Annotated in this window: 12 protein-coding genes; 8 read left to right on the forward strand and 4 right to left on the reverse strand. The window is 65.0% G+C overall.

Features of this window, described 5'->3' with window-relative positions:
• Positions 1-53 precede the first annotated feature (53 nt).
• The 7 genes from WDB86_RS15470 to WDB86_RS15500 all read left to right on the forward strand — a co-directional run bounded on the left by WDB86_RS15470 (position 54) and on the right by WDB86_RS15500 (position 8,169).
• Complete coding sequence (locus tag WDB86_RS15470; protein ID WP_330647227.1) at positions 54-551, forward strand: type VI secretion system tube protein Hcp; 498 nt, start codon at positions 54-56, stop codon at positions 549-551.
• A 117-nt stretch (positions 552-668) separates the two neighbouring features.
• Entirely contained in the window at positions 669-1,262 is a 594-nt protein-coding gene (gene tssE, locus WDB86_RS15475) for a type VI secretion system baseplate subunit TssE (RefSeq protein ID WP_330647226.1), read from the forward strand.
• On the forward strand, positions 1,259-3,187 hold the full coding sequence (tssF, locus tag WDB86_RS15480; RefSeq protein WP_341485912.1) for a type VI secretion system baseplate subunit TssF: 1,929 nt from the start codon (positions 1,259-1,261) through the stop codon (positions 3,185-3,187). The genes tssE and tssF overlap by 4 nt, the downstream gene beginning before the upstream one ends.
• Positions 3,184-4,281 (forward strand): type VI secretion system baseplate subunit TssG, encoded by a 1,098-nt coding sequence (tssG, locus tag WDB86_RS15485; RefSeq protein ID WP_341485913.1) that lies wholly within the window; start codon positions 3,184-3,186, stop codon positions 4,279-4,281. The genes tssF and tssG overlap by 4 nt, the downstream gene beginning before the upstream one ends.
• Positions 4,282-4,329: 48 nt before the next feature.
• A complete protein-coding gene (gene tssH, locus WDB86_RS15490; RefSeq protein WP_341485914.1) occupies positions 4,330-7,038 on the forward strand; it encodes a type VI secretion system ATPase TssH in 2,709 nt (902 codons plus the stop codon).
• Positions 7,025-7,423 (forward strand): lysozyme inhibitor LprI family protein, encoded by a 399-nt coding sequence (locus WDB86_RS15495; protein ID WP_341485915.1) that lies wholly within the window; start codon positions 7,025-7,027, stop codon positions 7,421-7,423. Before tssH ends, WDB86_RS15495 begins: the two co-directional genes overlap by 14 nt.
• A 92-nt stretch (positions 7,424-7,515) precedes the next feature.
• Positions 7,516-8,169: a hypothetical protein gene (locus WDB86_RS15500; protein ID WP_330647221.1), complete on the forward strand. Its 654-nt coding sequence runs from the start codon at positions 7,516-7,518 to the stop codon at positions 8,167-8,169.
• Positions 8,170-8,175: 6 nt separating this feature from the next.
• On the opposite strand, the gene WDB86_RS15505 is transcribed toward WDB86_RS15500, so the two are convergent.
• The 4 genes from WDB86_RS15505 to WDB86_RS15520 form a co-directional block, all read right to left on the reverse strand.
• Positions 8,176-10,119 carry a hypothetical protein gene (locus tag WDB86_RS15505; RefSeq protein WP_341485916.1) on the reverse strand — a complete coding sequence of 648 codons (1,944 nt, stop codon included), beginning with the start codon at positions 10,117-10,119 and terminating at the stop codon, positions 8,176-8,178.
• A complete protein-coding gene (locus WDB86_RS15510; protein ID WP_406737081.1) occupies positions 10,116-11,399 on the reverse strand; it encodes a peptidoglycan-binding protein in 1,284 nt (427 codons plus the stop codon). Before WDB86_RS15510 ends, WDB86_RS15505 begins: the two co-directional genes overlap by 4 nt.
• A gap of 61 nt (positions 11,400-11,460) precedes the next feature.
• Positions 11,461-11,940 (reverse strand): DUF1036 domain-containing protein, encoded by a 480-nt coding sequence (locus tag WDB86_RS15515; RefSeq protein ID WP_339109791.1) that lies wholly within the window; start codon positions 11,938-11,940, stop codon positions 11,461-11,463.
• Positions 11,941-12,087: 147 nt separating this feature from the next.
• Complete coding sequence (locus tag WDB86_RS15520) at positions 12,088-12,957, reverse strand: tetratricopeptide repeat protein (RefSeq protein ID WP_330647218.1); 870 nt, start codon at positions 12,955-12,957, stop codon at positions 12,088-12,090.
• Between the two features lie 336 nt (positions 12,958-13,293).
• Here WDB86_RS15520 and WDB86_RS15525 point away from each other — a divergent pair, with 336 nt between their 5' ends.
• Entirely contained in the window at positions 13,294-23,760 is a 10,467-nt protein-coding gene (locus tag WDB86_RS15525; protein WP_406737082.1) for an autotransporter-associated beta strand repeat-containing protein, read from the forward strand.
• Positions 23,761-23,870 lie beyond the last annotated feature (110 nt).

The following is a 23,870-nucleotide window of genomic DNA, read 5'->3' on the forward strand; positions in this document are numbered from 1 at the left end:
CATCGCACAAAACCAAGTTTTTCTGAAAGCGCAGCAAACTAGGAGACCGCGCTATGGCAATTGATTGCTTTTTGAAACTCGAAAACAACATCAAGGGCGAGTCCCATGATGACAAACACAAAGACTGGATCGACGTCCTGTCGTGGAACTGGGGCCTGAGCCAATCCGGCACCACCCACCAAGGCCACGGTGGCGGCGGCGGTAAAGTCGATGTTCAAGACATTACCATCACCAAATACGTCGATGCGGCAACCCACGACCTGATCAAGCGCTGCTGCTCGGGCGAGCACATCACCGGCGGTCAGCTGGTCGTGCGTAAATCGGGCGGCACCGCACCGGTGGACTACCTGAAAATCGACCTCAAAGACGTGATGATCACGTCCTACCTCACCGGTGGCACCAAGGATGGTCTGGACCGCGTTCAAGAGACGCTGACCCTGAACTTCCGCGCCTTCCAAGTGACCTACACCATGCAGGAAGAAGATGGTGGCGCAGGTCCGGAAAGCGCAGCCGGTTGGGAAATCGCAGAAAACATTGAGTGGTCGGCCTAATCCGCCCATTCGGATCTGTGATCCAGATCACTGCGGGAGCCGGCTTGTCCGGCTTCCGCTTTCTGATGCTCTGGCAGGCCTTCTGGGGTGGGCCGGACTGTGCGAAGGGGACGTGTGATGGCCGCCCGTGATCCAGCGCAGCCGAAATCCGGTTTCAAACACTGGAACGGACATGAACGCGCCAAAATCTCGATCTTTCAGGTGTTCCGCTCGGCCTTCGAGGAACATGATGCCCGTCGTGCCAACGGTCCGGCGCAGGGCGGCGAGGTTGAGGTGACCCAGCGTTCGAAGCCCCGCCGCGAAGGGGTGTCTGCCGATCAGTTGCGTCGCCATCTCAAAAGCGATCTCGACGCGCTTCTCAACACGATCCGTCTGGATGCCGCACAGGATCTGGACGACGCCCCCTATGTGGCCGATTCGATCCTGAATTACGGGTTTCGCGACCTGTCTTCCGTGTCGCTGGCCGAATTGCAGCGGCAGGATCTTGTGCAATCCATTCGTGAAAGCCTTCTGCGCCACGAGCCGCGCCTTCTGGCCGAAAGCCTGCATGTGCGCGTGGTGGAGCCCGATGGCAATGCCCGCCAGCGGCTGTCCATTTCGGTTGAGGCCGAGATGGCGGGGGATCCTGTCGATATTCCGGTCGATTTCGATGCCGAGGTCGATCTCGGATCGGGCAATATGAAGATGTCGACGCTCAGGGTGAAAGCATGAACCGCGCGTTCCGTGATGCCTATAACCGCGAACTGGCGCTGCTGAAGGAACGCACGGCGGAGTTTGCCGCCGATTATCCCGGCCTTGCGGACCGCCTGGGTGGCCTGCTGGCCGAAAATCTGGACCCGACGGTTGCGGGGCTGCTGGAAGGCTCTGCCTTTTTGGCGGCACGGGTGCAGTTGAAGATCGATGAAGAGTTCAAGACATTCACCGAAACGCTGCTGGAGCAGATTTTCCCGCAGGCGCTGGCCCCTGTGCCCTCGGTGCTGCTGGCCGAGGCCAGCATTCCCGCGGATGCTTCGGCGATTACCGAGGGGCTGCGCTTTGCGCCCGGGGCCTATATGGATGCCCGCTTCCGTGATGCTGACCGTCGCATTGCCTGCCGCTTCACGCTGGCCGCGCCGCTGACCATCTGGCCGATCGCCCTGACGGGAGTGACCTATCACGGCGGGGCAGGGCCGATCGGAGCCTTGGGGCAGGAGCCGCATTCCGACACCCGTGCGGGGCTTGTGCTGGATCTGGCACGGGTTGGCACGAATGGTCTGACAGACGGCTCCGCGCCTTTGGCGGAACTTTCGATGGACCGGCTGGAGCTGCATCTGACAGGCCCGATGGCCGAGGCCTGCGCGCTTTATGAACAGCTTCTGGCCGATACGACCCGCATCAGCCTGCGCTGGCTTGATGGCAACGGCGATGCCTGCTTTGCCCGCCTGCCGAAAGAGGCGCTGGAGCAGGGGGGCTTCGATCTGGACGAACGGCTGCTGCCGCATCATGACCGCCTTTTTGACGGCTATGCGCTGCTGCGCGAGTTCTTCATTTTTCCGCGTAAATTCCTCAATCTGCGCCTTACGGGGCTGGCGGCCTATCTCAAGCGTCTGCCGGGCTCGGAGCTTCAGGTGATCTTCGAATTCGACCAGCCCAATGGCCGTCTTGCCCAACGGCTGGGGCGGCGCGATCTGGCGCTGCATTGCGTGCCTGCGGTGAATCTCTTCGAGGAAATGGCCTCGACCGTGCGGGTGGACGAGCGCCATAGCGAATTTGTCGTCATGCCCAATTCGACGCCGATGACGCATTACGAGATCCATGCGATTACGGGGGTGCAGGCGCATTTTGCCAGCCTGCAAAGCAAGGCCGATGTGCTGCCGCTTTACGCCCAGCCCGAAGGCGGCACCGACCCGCGCCAGAGCTATTACTACACCTCCCGCCGCAAACAACGCCGTCTGACGGCGAAGGAACGCCGTCTGGGGATGCAGCGGTCGCAGTATCGCGGGACCGAGACCTTCATCTCGATCTATGAACCGCCCGGACAGGAAGAGGTGCAGCGCCTGCAGGTCAAGGCTTTGGCTTCGAACCGCCATCTGGCCGAAAGCCTGCCGATTGCCGAAAGCCGTGATGATTTTACGCTGAACGATGACCAGTCCGTCACCTTGGGCGTGCGCTCGGGCCCGTCGGCGCCGCGCTATCCGCTGGCGCAGGACGCGACGCTGGCGGGGGTGCGCGGTCAGGAGGGGCATGTCTACTGGCGGCTGATCTCTTTCCTGTCGCTCAACCAGTTCGGGCTGAGCGGGCAGGGGCGCGAGGATGGGGCGGCGGCGCTGCGCGAGATCCTGTCGGTGTTTGCCAATCATGCCGATCCGGCCGCACGGGCCGCCGTGGCAGGGGTGACCCATCTTGCCACACGCCCGATTACCCGCACCGTGGCGATGGCCGATGGCTTCCATGCCGCGCGGGGACTGGAAGTCACGCTGACCTTCAATGACGATGATTACGAAGGCTCCGGTCCCATTCTGATTGGCGCGGTGCTGGACCGGTTTCTGGCCGAATATGCGGCGGTCAATGCCTTCACCCAAGTCAGGATCGAGACCCGCCAGCGCGGTCACATCCTGACCTTCCCCCCGCGCACCGGACGGGGGCCCTTATTGTGAGCGCCGAGACCGCCCCTGTTCTGGACCCCACGCGCAGTGCGGTGTCGCAGGCCAGCACCGTGCTGGCACGCCGCGAGGGTGAAATGGCGCGGGCGGTGGGCAGGGGATTGCTGGCGGCGCTGCGCCGGATCGAGCGCGAGGCCCCCGCAGGTCGGCCCCGTATCGGGCGGAATACGCGGCTCAAACAGTCGCTTGTGCGGCTGGGGCAGGACCCGTTCCTGAGCTTCCCCGCGCAGGATCTGGCGCGGATGGGCGAGCGCGGGCAGGTGCCCTCGGTGCGGGCGCAGTTTCTGGGGTTCTTCGGGGCCTTCGGGGCGCTGCCGCTGAACTGGACCGAAGAGGTGCTGCGCTGGTTCGAAAGCGGCGATGGCAGTTTTGCCGCCTTTACCGATATTTTCGCGGCCCGCTTTCAGGAGCTGTTTTTCCGCGTCTGGTCGGATGCGCGCGCGATCACCCAGTTCGATCATCGCGACGACAGATTTACCGCGTTCCTGCAGGCCTTTACCGGCACCGCGACTCCCGACAGCTACCCCGATCAGGCGCTGCCCGCCACCAGCCGTGCCTATCTTGCGCCTTTTGCGATCGGGCGTGTGAAAAGCCCCGTCAAGCTGCGCCAGATGCTGTCGGTGCATTTCGGCGCGGGCCTGCGTGTCGAGGTTGAAGAGATGGTGCCGACATGGCTGCGCATCGAACCCGAGGCGCGTAGTGCGCTGGGGCTGCAATGTGCGGGGCTCGGGCGCAATCTGCATCTGGGGGCGCAGGTGCGCTCGATCGGAGAGAAGATCACCATCCATCTGCATGTGCCGGATATGGTGCAGTTCAACCATATGTTGCCCGGCGCACAGGGGCATGCCGAGTTGCGTGACCTCGTGCGCTGGTATCTGGGCGTTGTGACCGAGGTGGATGTGGCGCTCTGGTTGCCCAAACCGCAGATCATGCCTGCGGTGCTGGGGCAGTCGACGCGGATCGGCTGGATGGCGTGCATCGCCCCCGATCCGGGCCGTCCCGAGCAGCAGGTCCATGCCACGCGCTACACGCTCAGCCTTCCCGACGGCGATCAGACGCCGCCCCGACCCCAAGGGATCGCGGCATAGGCCGCGCCCCCTTTCTTACATTTCCAGTTCCAGACGAAAGCCCTTTTGATGACAGAAATCACCATTGAAACCTATGCCGGCAAGATGAACCGCGTGGGCTATGATGCCTTCTTGCAAGGGATGCGGCAGGCGCGTTCGGAAGGGCATCGCCATGTCGATCTGGCACATTGGGTCTTTGCCTCGCTGTCCAACCAGCAAAGCGATCTGTCCCTGACGCTGACGGGTTTGGGGCTGGATCGTGGGCGCGCGCTGAAGGACCTCGACCGGATCCTGTCCGAGATGGACCGCAATGTGACCACCATTCCGGGGATTTCGGAATTTCTGGCCGATGCGCTGAACCATGCCTGGACCTATGCGACGCTGTTTTTTGCCGAGGCGCAGATCCGCACCGGCCATGTGCTGGTGGCCCTTTTGTCGGACCCCACGCTGAAACGGCAGTTGATCTCGCTGTCGTCGGTCTTTGCGCAGATCCCGCCCGAGCAGGTGGCTTCCGAGGCGCGCAGCCTCTGGGCCGGTTCGGATGAAGAGGACATGCGCCCGATGGACGGCTCGGGGCTGGTGGCAGGCGGCGATGCAGCCTCGACCGCCTCGGGCAAGGGGCAGACGGCTTTGGGGCGTTTTGCGCAGGATCTGACGGCAGAGGCGGAAGCGGGGCGTCTTGATCCGGTGGTGGGCCGCGATGACGAGATCCGCCAGATCACCGATGCGCTTTTGCGCCGCCGCCAGAACAACCCGATCCTGACCGGCGAGGCCGGTGTGGGCAAGACCGCCGTGGTGGAAGGTTTCGCGCAGGCACTGGCACGCGGCGAGGTGCCGCCCGCGCTGAAGGGCACGCGGCTTTACATGCTGGATATTCAGGCGATGCAGGCAGGCGCCTCGATGAAGGGCGAATTCGAGCAGCGCCTGAAGGCGGTCATCGACGAGGTGCAGGCCTCGCCCGTGCCGATCATCCTCTTTATCGACGAGGCCCATACGCTGATCGGCGCAGGCGGGCAGGCGGGCACCGGCGATGCGGCCAACCTGCTGAAACCGGCGCTGGCGCGCGGCACTCTGCGCACGATTGCCGCCACCACTTGGGCCGAATACCGCCAGTATTTCGAGAAAGACCCCGCGCTGACCCGTCGCTTCCAGCCGGTGACGGTGGACGAGCCCGACGTCGCCACCTGCTGCACCATGTTGCGCGGCGTGCTGGCACCGATGGAAAGCCATCATGGCGTGCGTATTTCCGACGAGGCGGTGGTGGCCGCGGTTGAACTGTCGCAACGCTATATCCCTGCGCGTCAGCTGCCTGATAAAGCCGTGTCGCTTTTGGATACCGCCTGTGCGCGGGTGGCCGTCTCGCAGGCCTCGACGCCTGCGCGTATTGCCGATCTTCAGGCCAAGATCCGCGCGCTGGACACCGAGATCGGCGCGAAAGAGGCCTCGGGTGATCTGGGCGAGGATGGCTCGGCCCGCATTGCCGAGGCGCAGGCCGAACGTGCCGAGGCCGAGGCAAGCCTTGCCACGCTAGAGGCGCGTTTTGCCACGCAGAAAAAGCTTGTGGACCAGATCATTGCGCTACGGGCGAAGATTGCGGAAGGCGCACCTGCCCCCGAGCCGGTTCTGGAACCCGCCGAAGCGGCGGAGGGGCCGGCCCCTGAAACGGATGCGCCGCAGGTACAGGACGACCCCGCCCAACTGCGGGCAGATATGCTGGCGCAGCTGGCCGAGCTTGAGGCCGAAGACCCCGAAAACCGCATGGTCTTTGCCCATGTCGATGCGCAGACCGTGGCGCAGGTGGTCTCTGACTGGACGGGCATCCCGACGGGGCGCATGGTGCGCGACCAGCTGGAGGCCGTGCTGACGCTGCAGGACACGCTGAAGGACCGCGTGATCGGGCAGGACCACGCTTTGGGCGCCATCGCGCGCCGGATCGAGACCGCGCGGGCAGGGCTTGCCAACCCTGAAAAACCGCTGGGGGTCTTCATGTTGGCAGGCCCCTCGGGGGTCGGTAAAACCGAAACCGCCGTGGCACTGGCCGAGGCGCTTTACGGTGGCGCGCAGAACATGATCACCATCAACATGTCCGAATTTCAGGAGGCCCATACGGTCAGCCTGCTGAAAGGCGCGCCTCCCGGATATGTGGGCTATGGCGAGGGTGGCCGGCTGACGGAGGCCGTGCGCCGCAAGCCCTATTCGGTGGTGCTGCTTGACGAGATCGAGAAGGCCCACCCCGATGTGCATGAGCTGTTCTTCCAAGTGTTCGACAAGGGCGTGATGGAAGACGGCAATGGCCGTGCGATCAATTTCCGCAATACGCTGATCCTGCTGACCTCGAATGTCGGCACCGAGGTGATCATGGAGATGGCCGATGAGGGGCGCAAAATCCCTGACCTCGATCAGGTAACCGAGGCCCTGCGCCCGCATCAGCTGACGGTCTTCCCGCCTGCGCTTCTGGGCCGCATCGTGACCATCCCCTATCTGCCGCTCTCGCAGGAGGTGCTGGGTGGCATCACTAAGCTCAAGCTGCAAGCGGTTGAAAAACGGCTGAAATCCGCCCATGATGCAGAGCTGTCCTATACCGGTGACGTGATCGCGCATATTGTCTCGGAATGCCGTGACCCGGATTCGGGCGGGCGGATGATCGACAATATCATCACCAACACGATTTTGCCCGAACTCTCGCGCGAGGTGCTGCGCCGGATGGTCTCGGGCGAGGATATTTCCCGCGTGATCATCGCGATGAAAGACGGAGCCTTTGCATATGAAATTGTCTAGTTCTTGGCTGATGATGACGGCGCTTCTGGCGCTGCCGCTCATGGGGCCGGTCGCGGCGCATGCCGATGTCGACGAAGACTGTGCCAGCGCCAAGACGCAGGTCGAGATGAACCAGTGCTATGACAAAGCCCTGACCGAGGCCGAGGCCAAGCTGCAGGCGGCCTATACGAAGGCACTGGAAAACAACAATGCCGAGGAGCCGGGACTGGCGGCAATGCTGGAAGTCGCCGAACCCGGCTGGCTGGCCTATCGTGACCAGCAATGTGCGCTGGAAAATTACTATTCGCGCGGTGGCTCGGGCTATGGTGTGTTTGTGGCCTCTTGCCGCATCAAGATGACCGAGGCACGCACGGCCTTCCTGACCGATATGGTCGAGGCGCCCTGATGTGATGCGCTGCGCGCGTGATAGGGGTGGGGATCTTCCTCCGGCGCGCGGGGCGTCTTTTCCCCTTTTACTTTACAAACAAGGATTTCTTTATGGCCGATGTTCAACCGCTTTCCAATGTGCAGATCGCGCCGACCAAAGGGTCGCTGACATGGAACTCCGAAGGCACCGAGGGGGGCTATTACCATTCGCGCAGGCTGCATGTGCCCAGCAGTGCGTCGGGCCTTACGATCGGGCGCGGCTATGACATGAAAGAAAAGACCAAAACGAAGATCATGGCCGATCTGAAGCGCGCAGGTGTCAGCACCGAAAACGCCACGCTTATCGCGGGGGCTGCGGGAAAATCGGGCGCGCAGGCCGAGAAATTCATCACCGATAACAAGCTGGAGAAATTCGAGATTTCCCAGCAGGGCCAGAAGGTTCTGTTTGATATCAGCTATGCCGAGACAGAAGCTGTTGTGATGCGCATCTGTAGCAAGGCCGACACGGTCGCCACCTATGGCGCGGTTAATTGGGGCAAGCTGCATGGGGCCATCAAGGAGATGCTGGTCGATCTGAAATTCCGCGGGGATTATGATCCCAGATCACGCAAATTCCTGCAAAAGCATGTGGCTGCTAACGATCTGGCGGCGTTCGGGGCGGAGATCGTGAAACGGATGAACTGGCTGGGCGTGCCGCAAGACCGTTTCCAACGCCGTAAGACCTTCATGGAAAAGGCGATGAAGGCCGCCAAGGTCGCGGCCTGAGGTCGCTCAGCCCGCGTCTGCCCGCGCCAGTATCGTGTCGATGGCGCGGCGATAGGCGCGGGTGGCGGGGCTTTGTGTGCTGGCCAGCGGCAGCGATGCCGTGCTTTTTCCGCCAACCTTGCGTTCCGCCCAGATCTGCAGGTCGGCTATGCTGCGCCCTGTCAGGAACGGGTTGGCCGACACGACATTCGCCCCCATCACCGTACTCACCAGCGCATCGGGATCGGCCCGCAGCGCCTGTACCGCGCCCTGCGGCCCCAGAAAATGCGCCAGATACAGCCGTCCCGCTGTGATCGGAATGCGGTTTGCGGCCAGATAACGGCGGTTCTCGCGGGTCAGGGCATAGACCATCTCGACGGACAGAACCGGATCGGTGCGCAGCGCCAGCACCTCGTCGCGGGTCAGGGTTTGCATCAGTTCGGGGTGATATTGCGAAATCATCCGCAGCCATGTCGAGATGATGAACTGCCCCGGACCAAGCGCGCTGGACCGCGGATTGCGCGCATTGGCCTGCCCGCCGCTTTCGACATGGATGATGCGGGCGATCAGGGTCCGGATCGCCTGATCATCCTCGTCCGCAGGGCCGCTTGCGGACGGGTCCGTTCCGGCAGGCGGCAGGGCTCCGTTTGCCAAGGGGGTGGCGGCACCGGCACAGGCCCATTCGCCCGCCTCTTCGACAACATAGCACTGGCGCGGCGCGTGGCCGGCGGTTTCGGCGGGCAGCCCGACATAAAGGATCTGCCCCAGCGCTCCTTCCTGTTCTGCCGCACCCGTTACCCTTAGCAGTGTGATCTTCTCCTCGGGCTGGGCGCGCCTGTCCAGACTGAAGCGCTGCGCCACCATGGCCACCAGATTGCCCGCCACGCTTTGGGACAACCCGCTTTGCAATGCGGTTGTGTAAAGCGCATCCAGCAAAAGCGGCGGGGCGTTTTCCGTGCGGAAGGCTTTGGCCGCGCGTGCGGGCAGCTCCATGCCGTCCCACGGATTGGCCGCGCGGACCCATCTGCCAGACCCGACCTGTGCCAGACTGCCGCGATACCCTTCGGGGCCATAAAGCGAGACCTGCCGAAGCTGGTTGGCCTTGGTTGTGGCTGTCGAAGGTTCCAGCCGCAGCGCCATGACCGATTTTGCCGGCAGCGCAGATGTCTTTGCGCCGGTATTTGCGTCGCTCCCTGTGTCGGGCGCTGCGTCTGTCCGTGCGGTGGAGAGCGGTGCAAGCTGGCGCATGACGGCTTGTGCACCGGCCTGCGAAAACCCCGCCTGTTCCAGCAAACCCGCCCCCGATGCCTCGCGCCGTGCCAGCAGGATCTGGTCCTGAAACAGCGCGCGGCGTTGGGCCTGCGGACGGGCAATGATGGCCAAACGGTTGGCGGCGGGCCGGAAGGGGGCAGAGCGTCTTTGGGCCAGCGCACGATTGCGGCGGGCCTGATACAGGGCGAAATCTTCGGGGCTGGAGGGCGGGTTGAGCTGGAGCCGGTCACTATCGACCGCCAGCCGCGCCTGCGACAGATGCAGCGCCAAGCTTCCTTGCAGCCGCGCGGCTGGCAGGCCGTCCTCGGCCCGCGTGGCAAGGGTGCGCTCGGTCTGCGCATCGGGTTGCGGCAGCCATAGCATCAGCGGATCGCGTGGCAGGTTCAACAGCGCCACGAACGGGTCGGGTTTGGTGGCTGTGTCAGGCGGGACGGGCGGGTCTTCGACCATCGCCAGATCCTGATCTTCCGAAATCGCGCCCGTTTGTGCCGCAAGGGGGCGGGGGGGTGCGGGCCCCTCAAGGGGTGCAGTCTGGCCCGTCTCGGGGGAAGGCTGCCACCACCATGCCAGCGCAACGGCCCCAAGCGCCAGAGCGGCTGCGCCAAGGAGCAGACGCCGTGCAATCCGTGCGCGCCGGCGCGCGCGCGCGCGCGCATTTGCGGCACGGAACGCGGGGTCGATCCCGTCTTTAGGGCTCATTTGTACACCCCGTTCATCAGCCGCAGCTTCTTGATGACGGGTGTATCTTCTTTCGGCGCGGCAGGCGGGGGCGCGGTGCGCTGGGGCGTTTGGCGGACGGGCGATGTGCGCGGTGTCTCTTCCCTGACGACGGTTTTCGGCGCGGGGCAGGCCACATCGGGGGCCAGAATGATCTGGCGATAGAGGGCGGCTGCGGCGTCTTCGGTGACGGCTTCGCTTGTGTCGTCACGCTCGTTGAAATAGCCGCGCACGGCCGCGCGCGAGCCCGCACCCCATTTGCCATCGATGCTTTGACGGTAACAGCCCATGCGTGCGAGTTCGGTCTGGATCGCGCGGGCCATCTGTGCGGCAGGCGGGTCGAAGGCACCTTCATTGACCAGCGCCCGATAGGTTTCGGGATTGTCCTGACGCAGGGCGATCCGGCTGGCGAGATCCCGCGCTTGGGTGCCATCTTCGGGCGTGGGTGTCAGGAAGGCAGGGCCGATCAGCCCCAGAATGATCGAAGGCTGGGGCAGACCTTTTGCGATCGGAATGGCGGCCAGTGTCTCGTCGGGCACCTGCGTCAGATCCGCACCTTGCGGCGGGGCGTAACGGAATGCGGCGGGCAGGGGGGCGGCGCTGCTGTCCTCGGGGGCCGGAGCCGAGATCTGCACCGTGGCAGGGGCCGTTTGGGCAACCGGTGTCAGCATCAGATCCGGCGCATCGGAGGCCGCATCGCTCCAGAAGCCCGCGAAATAGGCCGAAACCGGTTGTGCGGAGGCCAGATCACCGGCCTGTTGCAGCCGCGCAAACAGCCGGTCTCCGCCGTCGGGGCAGGTCTCGCCCGGCGCGGCGCTGGCAATCAGCCGGATCCGGTCCGATCGTGGCAGGGTGCGCGGAGCGGCAGGGGCACCGGAGGCCTGCGCACAATTACCGCTCAGCAGCACGGTCTGTGACAGGCCACTCTGGATGATCAGGTTGCGCAGGGCGCTTTCGGTCAGCCGCGCGCCGCTCTGTGCCATATCGCCATAGACTGCCACCACCATTCCGCGCCCTGCCTGATGCGCCTGCCCCAGCGCTGTGGCGATTGCCGCCTGATCCGGCGCGCGGGCCACGGTTGTGCGGGTGGCACCGGCAGTGGTCAGGGCCTTCGCGGCACTCTGGGGCAGGCCCGCCCCGTTTTGCGTCAGGTCGACCACCAGCGCATCCCAGATTTCGGCGGGGGCGTCCTGTGCCATTGCCTGTCCTGCACCAAGGCCGAAGCCCGAAGCCAAGCCCACCCCCAGGCATGTCATAACCAAGCTGGGGCCGTCCGGCAGCCTGCGCGCCGCTTCTTTCTCGGGGGGCGTGTCGATAGGGTGATTACGGCGCATCGGGATAGACAGAGAGCGTAAAGCCTCTTTCCTCTTTCGTATCGACTTCCAGATAGCGCGCTTCGAGATAGCCCCGTGCAAGGCAGTCGCTCTCACCGCGGATGTCGAATTGTTGCGGTGCGGCGCACATCGGGGTGGCTCCCTCGACCAGCACCTTTCCGAACGGGTCGGTGGCCAGCACATAGACAAACCGCGCATGTAACGGCTGGTCGGTCAGCTGCGCGCATTGGCCCGGCCCGATCACCCACCAGCCTTTCGTTTCAAAGAGATCGTCGCGGGACTGGCCGAATGCCGCGCTGAAGACATCCAGTGTTTCATTGCACAGCCGGAAGCCCGCCGGTTCGGTCTGTGCCGCGCTCCTGTCTGCGGCAAGCCCCCCGATTGCGCCCGCCAGAAGCCCTGCCACCAGCCAACTGCCCGCGCAAGGGCGCAAGCGGGAGCGGGGCTGCTGTATCGCGGCGGCGGTCATGTCGCACTCCATGCGGGCAGTCGCGGCGCAGGCGCGGGAAGGGAAAGCACGGGCTTTCACGTCACGGCCTCCGGGGGTCATCATATCCCAAAGCATAGCACATGGGCCTGTGGCAAGCCCATGTGTTTTCCTGATCTGGCGCGCGGCTCAGGGATTGGCTTTGGCCGCGGTGCCTGCGCGCAGGGCGTCCATCTTGGTGCGGGCCTCTTCCTGCGCCTTGGCAAGATCTTCTGCCGAGAGCTTTTCTTCCAGCTGGTCACGCAGCTTCGCTGCGTCGGGATGGTTCCGTGCGGCTGCCAGATTGGCGTAGACATAGGCCTCGCCCAGATCTTCGGTGATGCCGGTGCCGCTCTGATAGGCCAGCGCCATCTCGTACAGCCCCAGCGCATTGCCCTGATCGGCGGTCTTCTGGAACAGCGCCACGGCCTTGGCGGGATCGGCCTTGATGCCGGTGCCATTTTTCAGCGCAAGGCCCAGAAGGTTGCGGGCCGCGATATGGCCCTGATCGGCGGCTTTGGTCCATTCTGCCACGGCTTTGGCCTCATCCTTGGCCATGCCGCGCCCGTTCATATAGACGACACCGCAATTGAACGCGCCATTCGCATCGCCTTGGTCGGCGGCCGCGCAGACCAGCCTTGCGCCCTCTTTGTAATCGCGCACCACGCCGCGCCCGTCGAGATACATCAGGCCCAGACGGTTCTGTGCCTCGGCGGACCCCTTCTCGGCAGCGGCGCGATAGAATTCGGTCGCGCGGGCGGGGTTCTTGGCGGTGCCCAGACCCAATTCGTAGAACCGGCCCAGATAGAACCCTGCATCGGCATTGCCGGCATTCCACGCGTCTTCGAACCCTTTCGCGGCCGCTTTCACATCGCCCTTGTCAAGCGCGGCCACTGCCGGTGCAAGAGGGTCATCTGTCGGGGCGGTCTGGGTTTGCTGGGCCAGCGCCGGAATGGATGTTGCCGGAAGCGACAGGGGCAGGGCGCAAAGCGAAAGAAGAACAATAGGGGACAAGCGCATGATCTGATCCTGATTAAATAGGTCTAATGATGATTGGCCCATCGCTAGAGCGACAGGCCCGTTCATGCAAGCCCGTAAAACAGCTTCTTGCGGCAATTCGCATCCCGACTTTCGGGACGCGCGCCGGGTCGAGGCGGTATAACCGGACACGATTTCTCTCACAGGCAGAGATATTCAGCATTTATTAGAACTTGGGGCTTGCCGTACACGGTCGATCATTAATAAGAGAGGATAACTTTCTTTTCTGATCGCTTTCTATCTCGATATTCTTTGGGGGCTGGTGTGGTAATTCGTCATTTCATTGTTACAAAGTTCAAGCGTAACGATTTTGCAGCAGTGGCCCGCCCCCCGCGCGGCAAACGGATTGCCCTTCTCCTGCGCACCACGGCTCTGGCCTTGGCAATGATGGTCGGCGCGGGTCAGGTCTGGGCGGATAGCTATATCTGGACCGGCTCTGATGGCCAGTGGAGCGCGGATGCCAACTGGGATCTCGCCGCGACGCCGGGATCGGATGTCGCAAATCACGATACGGTCACCTTCAGCGATGGCGCAACGACCCGGCAGGTCGACCTCGACGGGCAAAGCTGGTCGCTCAGCGGGATGACCTTTGACAGCACCACGCCCTACACGCTCAGCGATGGCAGCATCATGCTTGTGGCAACAGATAGCGGCGATCCTGCTGCGTTGAACTTCCTCGGCCCGACCAGTCCCGATCTGACGGGCGTGGGTTTCCTTCTGGCCGCCGATACCGAGATCACCAACGCGGCCCCGCTGACCACCATCGCGGCGAATTTCTCCGGCGCAGGCAACCTGAGCGTGGACGCAGGTGATGGCAATACCGTGGTGTTTACGGGCCTCAACACCCAGTTGGGCGACACGTCGGTGCAATCGGGCACCCTTGAGGTAATCGGCGGCTCGGCCCTGAGCGATTATGGGGTGGTGTCGCTGGAGAGCGCGGGCACGGCGTTGATCGTCGAGACCGCCGAGACCGTCGGCGGGCTCAGTGGTGTCGCGGGCAGCACGGTCACGCTCAATGATGACCTGACCGTGGCGAGCGGGATGACACCCTTTCCCACCACTTATGGCGGGGTGATCTCGGGCACCGGGTCTTTGATCGTCGCTGGCGCGGATCTGACGCTGTCGGGGGTCTCGGAGTATAGCGGATCGACGGAGGTCAGCGGCGGCACGCTGACGGTGACCGGGACGGGGTCTCTGGCCAGCCGGTCGGTCGAGGTGGGCGGTTCGGGGCAGCTTGCGACCGCAGGCGGGGCGCTGGATGCCGAGGCCTCGGTGGTGCTGGATGGCGGCTGGACGCTGTCGGGCGACGAGACGGTGGCGTCGCTGTCGGGCACGGGGGCTCTGGGGCTTGGCGATGCGGATCTGACGCTGGGCTCGGTCGGGTTCTCGGGCACGGTGGAGGGCACGTCTGCGGCGGTCCTGTCGGTTGCGGGCAGCACGGGCAACAGCCTGAGCGGCGATCTGTCGGGCTTTGCGGGCACGCTGGCCCTGAGCAATGCGGACCTGTCGATTGCCGATGATCTCTCGGGCCTTGTGACGCTGTCTTCGGGCACGCTGTCGACCAGCGCGGCGGCGCTGTCGGCGGGGGTCTCGGTGACGGGCGCGGGCGCGATCATGGCCACGGGCAGCGGCGAGACGCGGCTGTCGGGGGCGCTGGATCTGTCGGGGGCGCTGTCTCTGGGCAGCAGCGACGGGCTGGCGCTGGATATGACGGCGGGGGTGATCGACAGCGGATCGACGCTGACGCTGACCTCGGGCAGCCTGCGGCTGGTGGATCAGGAGGCGGCGGATCTTCTGGCGGCGCTGTCCTCGACCGAGGTACAAAGCGGCGCGGTGCTCGATCTGGACGGTCAGGCGCTGACGCTGGCGGATCTGCAGGGCGCGGGCGAGGTGAGCAGCACGTCGGCGGCGGTTCTGACGCTGGCCGATGGCACGTTCAGCGGGGCGCTTTCGGGCGCGCTGTCGCTGGTCTCGACCGGCGATCTGACGCTGTCGGGGGTCTCGGAGTATAGCGGATCGACGGAGGTCAGCGGCGGCACGCTGACGGTGACCGGGACGGGGTCTCTGGCCAGCCGGTCGGTCGAGGTGGGCGGTTCGGGGCAGCTTGCGACCGCAGGCGGGGCGCTGGATGCCGAGGCCTCGGTGGTGCTGGATGGCGGCTGGACGCTGTCGGGCGACGAGACGGTGGCGTCGCTGTCGGGCACCGGGGCTCTGGGGCTTGGCGATGCGGATCTGACGCTGGGCTCGGTCGGGTTCTCGGGCACGGTGGAGGGCACGTCTGCGGCGGTCCTGTCGGTTGCGGGCAGCACGGGCAACAGCCTGAGCGGCGATCTGTCGGGCTTTGCGGGCACGCTGGCCCTGAGCAATGCGGACCTGTCGATTGCCGATGATCTCTCGGGCCTTGTGACGCTGTCTTCGGGCACGCTGTCGACCAGCGCGGCGGCGCTGTCGGCGGGGGTCTCGGTGACGGGCGCGGGCGCGATCATGGCCACGGGCAGCGGCGAGACGCGGCTGTCGGGGGCGCTGGATCTGTCGGGGGCGCTGTCTCTGGGCAGCAGCGACGGGCTGGCGCTGGATATGACGGCGGGGGTGATCGACAGCGGATCGACGCTGACGCTGACCTCGGGCAGCCTGCGGCTGGTGGATCAGGAGGCGGCGGATCTTCTGGCGGCGCTGTCCTCGACCGAGGTACAAAGCGGCGCGGTGCTCGATCTGGACGGTCAGGCGCTGACGCTGGCGGATCTGCAGGGCGCGGGCGAGGTGAGCAGCACGTCGGCGGCGGTTCTGACGCTGGCCGATGGCACGTTCAGCGGGGCGCTTTCGGGCGCGCTGTCGCTGGTCTCGACCGGCGATCTGACGCTGTCGGGGGTCTCGGAGTATAGCGGATCGACGGAGGTCAGCGGCGGCACGCTGACGGTGACCGGGACGGGGTCTCTGGCCAGCCGGTCGGTCGAGGTGGGCGGTTCGGGGCAGCTTGCGACCGCAGGCGGGGCGCTGGATGCCGAGGCCTCGGTGGTGCTGGATGGCGGCTGGACGCTGTCGGGCGACGAGACGGTGGCGTCGCTGTCGGGCACCGGGGCTCTGGGGCTTGGCGATGCGGATCTGACGCTGGGCTCGGTCGGGTTCTCGGGCACGGTGGAGGGCACGTCTGCGGCGGTCCTGTCGGTTGCGGGCAGCACGGGCAACAGCCTGAGCGGCGATCTGTCGGGCTTTGCGGGCACGCTGGCCCTGAGCAATGCGGACCTGTCGATTGCCGATGATCTCTCGGGCCTTGTGACGCTGTCTTCGGGCACGCTGTCGACCAGCGCGGCGGCGCTGTCGGCGGGGGTCTCGGTGACGGGCGCGGGCGCGATCATGGCCACGGGCAGCGGCGAGACGCGGCTGTCGGGGGCGCTGGATCTGTCGGGGGCGCTGTCTCTGGGCAGCAGCGACGGGCTGGCGCTGGATATGACGGCGGGGGTGATCGACAGCGGATCGACGCTGACGCTGACCTCGGGCAGCCTGCGGCTGGTGGATCAGGAGGCGGCGGATCTTCTGGCGGCGCTGTCCTCGACCGAGGTACAAAGCGGCGCGGTGCTCGATCTGGACGGTCAGGCGCTGACGCTGGCGGATCTGCAGGGCGCGGGCGAGGTGAGCAGCACGTCGGCGGCGGTTCTGACGCTGGCCGATGGCACGTTCAGCGGGGCGCTTTCGGGCGCGCTGTCGCTGGTTTCGACCGGCGATCTGACGCTGTCGGGGGTCTCGGAGTATAGCGGATCGACGGAGGTCAGCGACGGCACGCTGACGGTGGCGGGCAGTGTCGGGGATGTCGATGTGGCCGCCGGTGCGCAGATGGATGTGCTGACTGGCGGCTCTGCGGGGCAGATCACGCTGGCGGGATCGGGCAGCAATGCGGGCGAGATCTCGGGGCTGGTGCAGAGCGCGGGCAGCTTTGTGAACAGCGGCACCATTACCGGTGCGGTCGGCCTTTCGGGCGGGCAGTTGGAGAATGACGCAGAGGGTGCGATCGCGGGCGTGTTGGCGGTTTCTGGCGGGGCCGTGGTCACGAATGCGGGCGCGCTGGCCGCGCTGAGCCTGAGCGATGGCACCGTGACCACAACCGGCACGTTGGGGACGGCGACGGTTACGGGCGGCAGCCTGCTGAATAGTGGCATCCTGTCAGGGGATGTGCTGCTCTCGGACGGGACGCTGGACAATAGTGGCGAGCTGTCGGGCGCGACCACGGTTGAGGGCGGTACGCTTGAGAATAACGGTCGTGTCAGCGGCAGCGTGACGCTTGCTTCGGGCATGGTGAACAATACCGATACCATCACCGGTCTGGTGACGGTGGAGGGCGGCACCTTTACCAATGATGGCGCGCTGGCCGGACTGGATATTTCTGCCGGCACGCTGGTCAATCATGCAAGCGCTCAGGTGACGGGGGCGTTGACGGTCTCCGGCACGGGGCTTGTGACGAATGCGGGTTCGCTGGCCTCGGTCGAGATGACGGGCGGCACGCTGGGCAATAGTGGCACCCTGACCGAAGCCGTGGTGCAGGCGGGGGCGCTGACCAATGACTTTGGCGGGGCGATTGGCACTCTGCGCCTGAGCGAGACCGGCAGCGTGATCAATAGCGGCACTCTGGCCACGGCGATTGTCAGCGGGGGAACGCTGACCAATAGCGCCAGCGGCACCCTGACATCGGCCCTGTCGCTTCTGGCTGGCAGTGTTGTCAATGAGGGCGTGATCTCGGGCGATCTGACGCTGACCGGCGGCAGCCTGACCAATAACGGCGCCATCCGCGCGGATCTCGATATCAGCGACGCGACGGTCACCGGTGCAGGCACGATCACTGGCGATGTGACGCTGCGCGCCGGCGGTGACCTGACGGTGACCAGCATGCTTGACGGCTCGGTGGCGGTGCTGCTGGGCGGCACGCTGACGCTGTCGGATGCCGATGTTTCGGGCGGGATCGACAATGCGGGCACTGTCGTGCTGAGCGGGTCGGTCAATGTGGATGGCGATTTCACCAATACCGGCACGCTGACCACCTCCGGCAGCACGCCGGTCCTGCTGACGCTGACCTCGGGCAGTTTCTATGCCGGTGGTGATATCGATGCCTCGGCCAGCAGCCTGATCATTACGGCGGGCGAGATCCAGATTCTGGCGGGCTTCAGCGTGACCGGCGATGTCACCTATGACGGCACGGTCACCAATGCCGGTCTGGTCGAACTTGGTCAGGATCTGAAAAACAATCTGGTCAACCAGACGGGCGGTCAGGTTTCGGTGACGGCCAATGTCGATGGGGCGGGGTTCGATGTCACCAATAGCGGCACATTCGCCATCGCGGAAGGTTTCGGGCTGGGCAATCTGGACCTGTTCCAGAACGAGGGCGATCTGGTTCTGGCCGACACGGCCAGCCTTGCGGCGCAGCGGTTTACAGGCAGCGGGACCCTCACGCTGAATTCCGGTTCGGTGCTGGATATCTCGGACAGTTTCGTGCTGGGATCGGGGGGCGCTCTGACGGTCTTGGGGGCGGCGGCCTCGCTGGGCAGCAGCGCCTTGCTAACGCTGTCCTCGGGCAGTCGCCTGACAGTCGAGGACGGCCAGAGCCTGAACGGGCAGGCCACGACGGTCGATAGCGCGGGCAATATCATCGTCGGGCAGGATGCCAGTCTCGTGCTGGCGGGGCTTACCTCAAGCGGCAGCCTGACCAATAGCGGGACATTGACCACCACCACCGCCCTGACCAGCACCGGAACGCTGGTCAATAGCGGCACGATCACAAGCGGGCTGATCGTTGCGGGCGGGACGGCCACCAGCACCGGCAGCCTTGGCGACTGGACGGTGAGCGACGGGCGTCTGTCGCTTGCGGGCACAGGCGCTGCGGGGGTGATCACCGGCGGCGAGGTCGATATTGACGGCACGGTGGGCAGCATCGCGCTTTCGGGCGGCACGCTGGATCTCTCGGGGCAGTCGGGTGTGATCACGCAGGAGGGCGGCAGCGTCACGCTGTCGGGCGGCGTGGCCGACGGGCTTGTGGCCAGTGCCGGAGAGGCGACGCTTTCGGGCGGCACGTTGGCCGGTGCATTGGCGGTGTCCGGCACGGCGGATGTGACAGTGGGCATGGCGCTGACCAATGCTGTGACGCTGGAAGAGGGCGCGCTGACGCTGACTGCTGCGGGCAGCATCGCGGGGGATCTGGGCTTTGCGTCGGGCAGCTTCACCAATGCGGGCACGCTGAGCGGCAATCTGGCGCAGGATGGCGGCAGCACTGAAAATAGCGGCACGATTTCGGGCGGCGTCATGCTGACCAATGGCAGCTTTACCAACCTCGCCGGCGGGCTCACGGGGGGCGTGACGCAATCGGGCGGCGATCTGGTCAATGCGGGCATTCTGGCCGCGCTGGAGCTTTCGGGCGGCACGGCGCTTTCGACGGGCGAGATCCTCGGAGCGGTCGATATTTCGGCGGGCAGCCTCGACAATGACGGGACGATTGGCGGTCTGGCGACGGTCACCGGCGGTCGTCTTGACACGAGCGGTGCCATTTCCGGCGGGCTGACACTGGCGGGCACCGATGCCGAGGTCGACAATAGCGGCAGCGTGACCGGTGCGATCACCGTCTCTGCGGGCGCGCTGACCAATAGCGGAGCGCTGAATGGCACCCTGACCCAGACCGGCGGCAGCGTGATCAACGAAAGCAACGCGACCCTTGCGGGCGATGCCACCGTGTCGGGGGGCAGCCTCGAGAATGCGGGGACGATTGGCGGCGATCTTGATCTGCTTGCGGGGAGTGTGACCAATAGCGGCAGCGTGACCGGCGATACCAGCGTGTCGGACGGGGCGCTGCTGGTGTCGGATGGTGGCAGCTTCTCGGGCGATGTGGTCCTTGCCGGTGATAGCGGCGCGGGCGGGGCTGTCGTGCAACTCTCGGGCCAGACCAGCGTGGGCGGGGATCTGGTGAATGACGGCACCATCACGACCGCCGACAGCACGGGGGCCGGTGTCAGCGTGGCCGGTGATTTCACCAATAACGGCACGATTGACGGCTCGACAGGCCAGATCAGCATCACGGCCTCGACCATTATCGTGGCCGATACGGCCTCGGTTCTGGGCGATGTCGTGCTGGAGGGCGCACTGGTCAATGCGGGCATGGTCGAGCTGACCAATGATCTGGAAGACGATGTCACCAACCAGCTTGGCGGCACGATCTCCGTGACCACCGATGTGTCGGGCGCAGGCTATGACCTGACCAATGCGGGCGCGCTGGTTGTTGCGGATGCCGTGGCCTTCACCGGTCTGGGGGTGGTCGACAATAGCGGCACCATCGATCTGGGCGCAGGGGCAGAACTGGCCTCGGCCACGATGAACAATAGCGGCGAGATCACGCTGGGCGCGGGGGCCGTTCTTTCGGGCACCGGCAACACGCTCAATAATGACGGTACGATCACCGTTGGCGATAGCGGCACGGTCACCGATGCGGGCGCGATCAACAACAGCGGCACCATCACCTATGACGGGTCGGGCGTTCTGGCCGCCGATACGGGCGATAACGGCACCGCGCTTGTCAATGACGGTCTGATCCAGACTGTCGCAGGCGGCAATGATACCATCGTGATCGGTGATGGCAGCGCCAACAGCTTCGAGAATACCGCCACCGGCACTTTCGTCATCGGTGCGCTGGACAGCGTCGTGGCGACGCAGACCGATCTGGACAATGCGGGGGCGCTGAGCATCGGCAGCGGGGCCAGCCTGAGCCTTGCCAACCTGACCAATACCGGCACGCTGGAAAATGCCGGAACACTGGATGTGTCTGGCAGCCTGACCAATGCGGGCGGCGCGATCGTCAATAGTGGCGCGGTCAGCGCCGATCTGGCAATGACGGCAGGCACGCTGGCCAATAGCGGTACTTTGGCCGAGGTCACGCTGGCGGGCGGCACGCTGACGCAAAGCGCAGGCAGCATTGCGGCGCTGTCGGTCACCGGTGGCAGCGCCACGCTTTCGGCGGGCAGCGTCACGGGCGATCTGGGTATCACCGGCGGCAGCGCGGAGCTGGCCGGAGCCGCCAGCGTGTCTGGCACCACCCGCGTGGGCAGCAGCGGCAGCCTGACCAATGCGGGGCAACTGGCCGATCTGGTCAGCGCGGGCACGACCGTGACAAGCGGCACGGTGACGGGGAATGCCACGATCACCGGCGGCAGCTTCACGTCCACCGGCACCATCCTTGGCAGCGCGACGCTATCGGGGGCGGCGCAGGCACAGCTGTCCGGCACCATCGCGGGCACTCTGGCCCTGAGCGATACGGCCAGCGCCGAGATCCTCTCCGATCTGTCGGTGGCCGATGTCACGAACACGACCGAGAGCAGCCTGCTGCTGAGCGCGGGCACTCTGGCGGTTGCCAGCGGCAGCCTGACCAATACCGGCACGCTGGAGATCGCGGGCGGCACGCTGGAGGCCGCGGTCGAGAACGCGGCCACGCTGGTGATGACCTCTGGGGTGATTGAGGGCGATCTGGCGGCGGGTGGTCGCTCGCAGACCGCATTGGCGGGCAGCCTGAACGGAGCGCTGGCCATCACCGATGCTGCCAGCGTCGAGGTGACGGGCGATCTGGACGGGGTGACCTCGATCAGCCAGACCAGCAGCAGCGCGCTGGTGCTTTCGGCTGGAACGCTCAGCCTGACGGGCGCGCAAGGCGTCAGCAATGCGACCACGGTGTCGATCACCGGCGGCACGCTGCTATCTGACGCAGGTGCGGTCTTCACCAACGCGGCAGATGCCACGCTTTCGGTCGCGTCGGGGGGCACGCTCTCGATGGATGTCGAGAACGAGGCCGGGGCCCAGATGCTACTGGCCGGTGCCATGAACGGCGATCTCGTCAATGCCGGAACCGTGTCACTGACCGGTTCGCTGACAGGCGATGTGAGCAATGAAACCGGCGCGGCGCTCGCGCTTTGGGGCGAGGTCACCGGCACGGTCTCCAATGCCAGCGGGGCGCTTCTGGCGCTTGCGGGGACTGTGGATGGCGATGTCAGCCAAGCCACCGGCGGCGTGTTGACGGTGGCGGCAGATGACAGCGCGACGATCACCGGATCGCTGTCGGGGCTGGGCCAGTTCGACATTGATGGGGCGTTGGCCATTGGCGATGAGTTCACCCTCGGCACGGCGGATGACGATGCGCAGGACGCGGTCCTGACGCTGGCAGGCGGTCAGCTTTCGGCGGGCAGCTTCCGCAATTTCGGCACCGTTTATCTGTCCGAGGATGCGGCGGTCAGCGCCGCGACGACCAACTATTCCACCGTCTATGTCACGGGCGGCGCGTCGATTTCGGGCAGCTATAGCAATGCGTCGGGCAGCCTTCTGTCCTTGGCTGATGACACCACGACAACCACGTTGAGCATTGATGGCGATGCGGCGCTGAACGGGACCATCGTCCTTGATGCGGCTCTGGGTGCGACGGATCAGTCGGCGGATAAGATCGCGGTGTCGGGCGCGCTGAGCGGCCATGCCACGATCGTCTTCAACAATCTGGCAGGCGATGATTACGCCCTGCTTGACGACGATCTGGCGATCCTCACCTATGGCAGCAATAACGGCTTCAGCGCCACGACTTCGGGTCTGCCGGAGACGGGGGCGGTGCTTTATGCGCTGTCCGATGACAGCAGCTCGAACACCATCAACCTGATTTCCGGTGCCAACCCTGCCTTCGGCGGGATCGCCTCGGGGCTGGCGCTGACCCAGTCCTTGATGGGCTCGGTGATCAACCGTCCGACCAGCCCCTATATCTCGGGTCTGGCCGCTGCGACAGAAGATGACGATCTGTGCGGCTTTGGCGGTTGGGGCCGGTTCGTTGGGGGTAAGGCCACCGCCACCGGCGCGTCGCAGACCGCGCTTGGCACCTTCCAGAACGAGGTCGAGGCGACCTATGGCGGGGCACAGGCGGGCTTTGACCATAGCTGCTTCAAGGATATCATCGGCGGCTGGAATGTCAGCTTCGGCGGGATCGGCGGCTTCAACATCGGCAAGATCGAACAGCCGGTCTATCTCTTCGATACCTCGACCGCGACGCTGAACACCGCGATCAAGACCAGCGAGAACAAGATCGATTTCAACCAGATCTATGGCGGCGGATATATCGGCCTGTCCAAAGGGCGCTGGGTGGCCGATCTGCAGGCGCGGGTGGACCGCACAAGCTATGACATCAAGAACCGTGCGACCGCGAACGAATATGGCGAGGCGCTGGGGCTGGATGACCAGAGCTACGACAGCCACGGCTATACGGTGTCGGGCTCTGTGGGCTATGCCTTCTCGCTTGACAGCCTTGTGTCGGGGATGAACCTCGTGCCCTCGGCGGGCTTCTCGTGGACGCGTTCGCAGGCGGATGATATCTACTTCTCGAACGACCCCGATGATAGCACCGATGATGGCGTGCTGGAATTCGACCCGATCACCAACAAGATCGCCTTCACCTCGCTGACACTGTCGCGCGGGCAGATCCTTGCCTCGGGCACCGAAGCGATCAACTATTTCGCGACGGGCACCTATTATCACGATTTCGGTGACTCCGCGAAGGCGACCTATTACGTGCTGGATGATGAGGGCAACAAATCGGGCACCGGTCTGGATGCCACCAACGAATTGCTGACCGATTACGGCGAGATCAGCTTTGGTCTGAACTATACCAAGGTTCTCAACCCCGGCATGGCGCTTCCGGCGCGGCAGTTCGATGCCTCGGCACGCTTCGACGGGCGCTTCTCCGATCAGCTTGACGGCTGGGGGGTTACGGCACAGCTGCGCTGGCAGTTCTGATCCGGTCGGGCCGGAACAGGGGCGGGGGGTTGACCAAATCGGGTGACCCCCTACAAAGGAACGGATTTTACGCGGCTATCTTGCTGGTCGCACCTTTGGAAGAAAGCTTT

Origin of the sequence: Thioclava sp. GXIMD4215, from assembly GCF_045291555.1 — a bacterium.
In the GTDB taxonomy this organism is placed as follows: domain Bacteria; phylum Pseudomonadota; class Alphaproteobacteria; order Rhodobacterales; family Rhodobacteraceae; genus Thioclava; species Thioclava litoralis.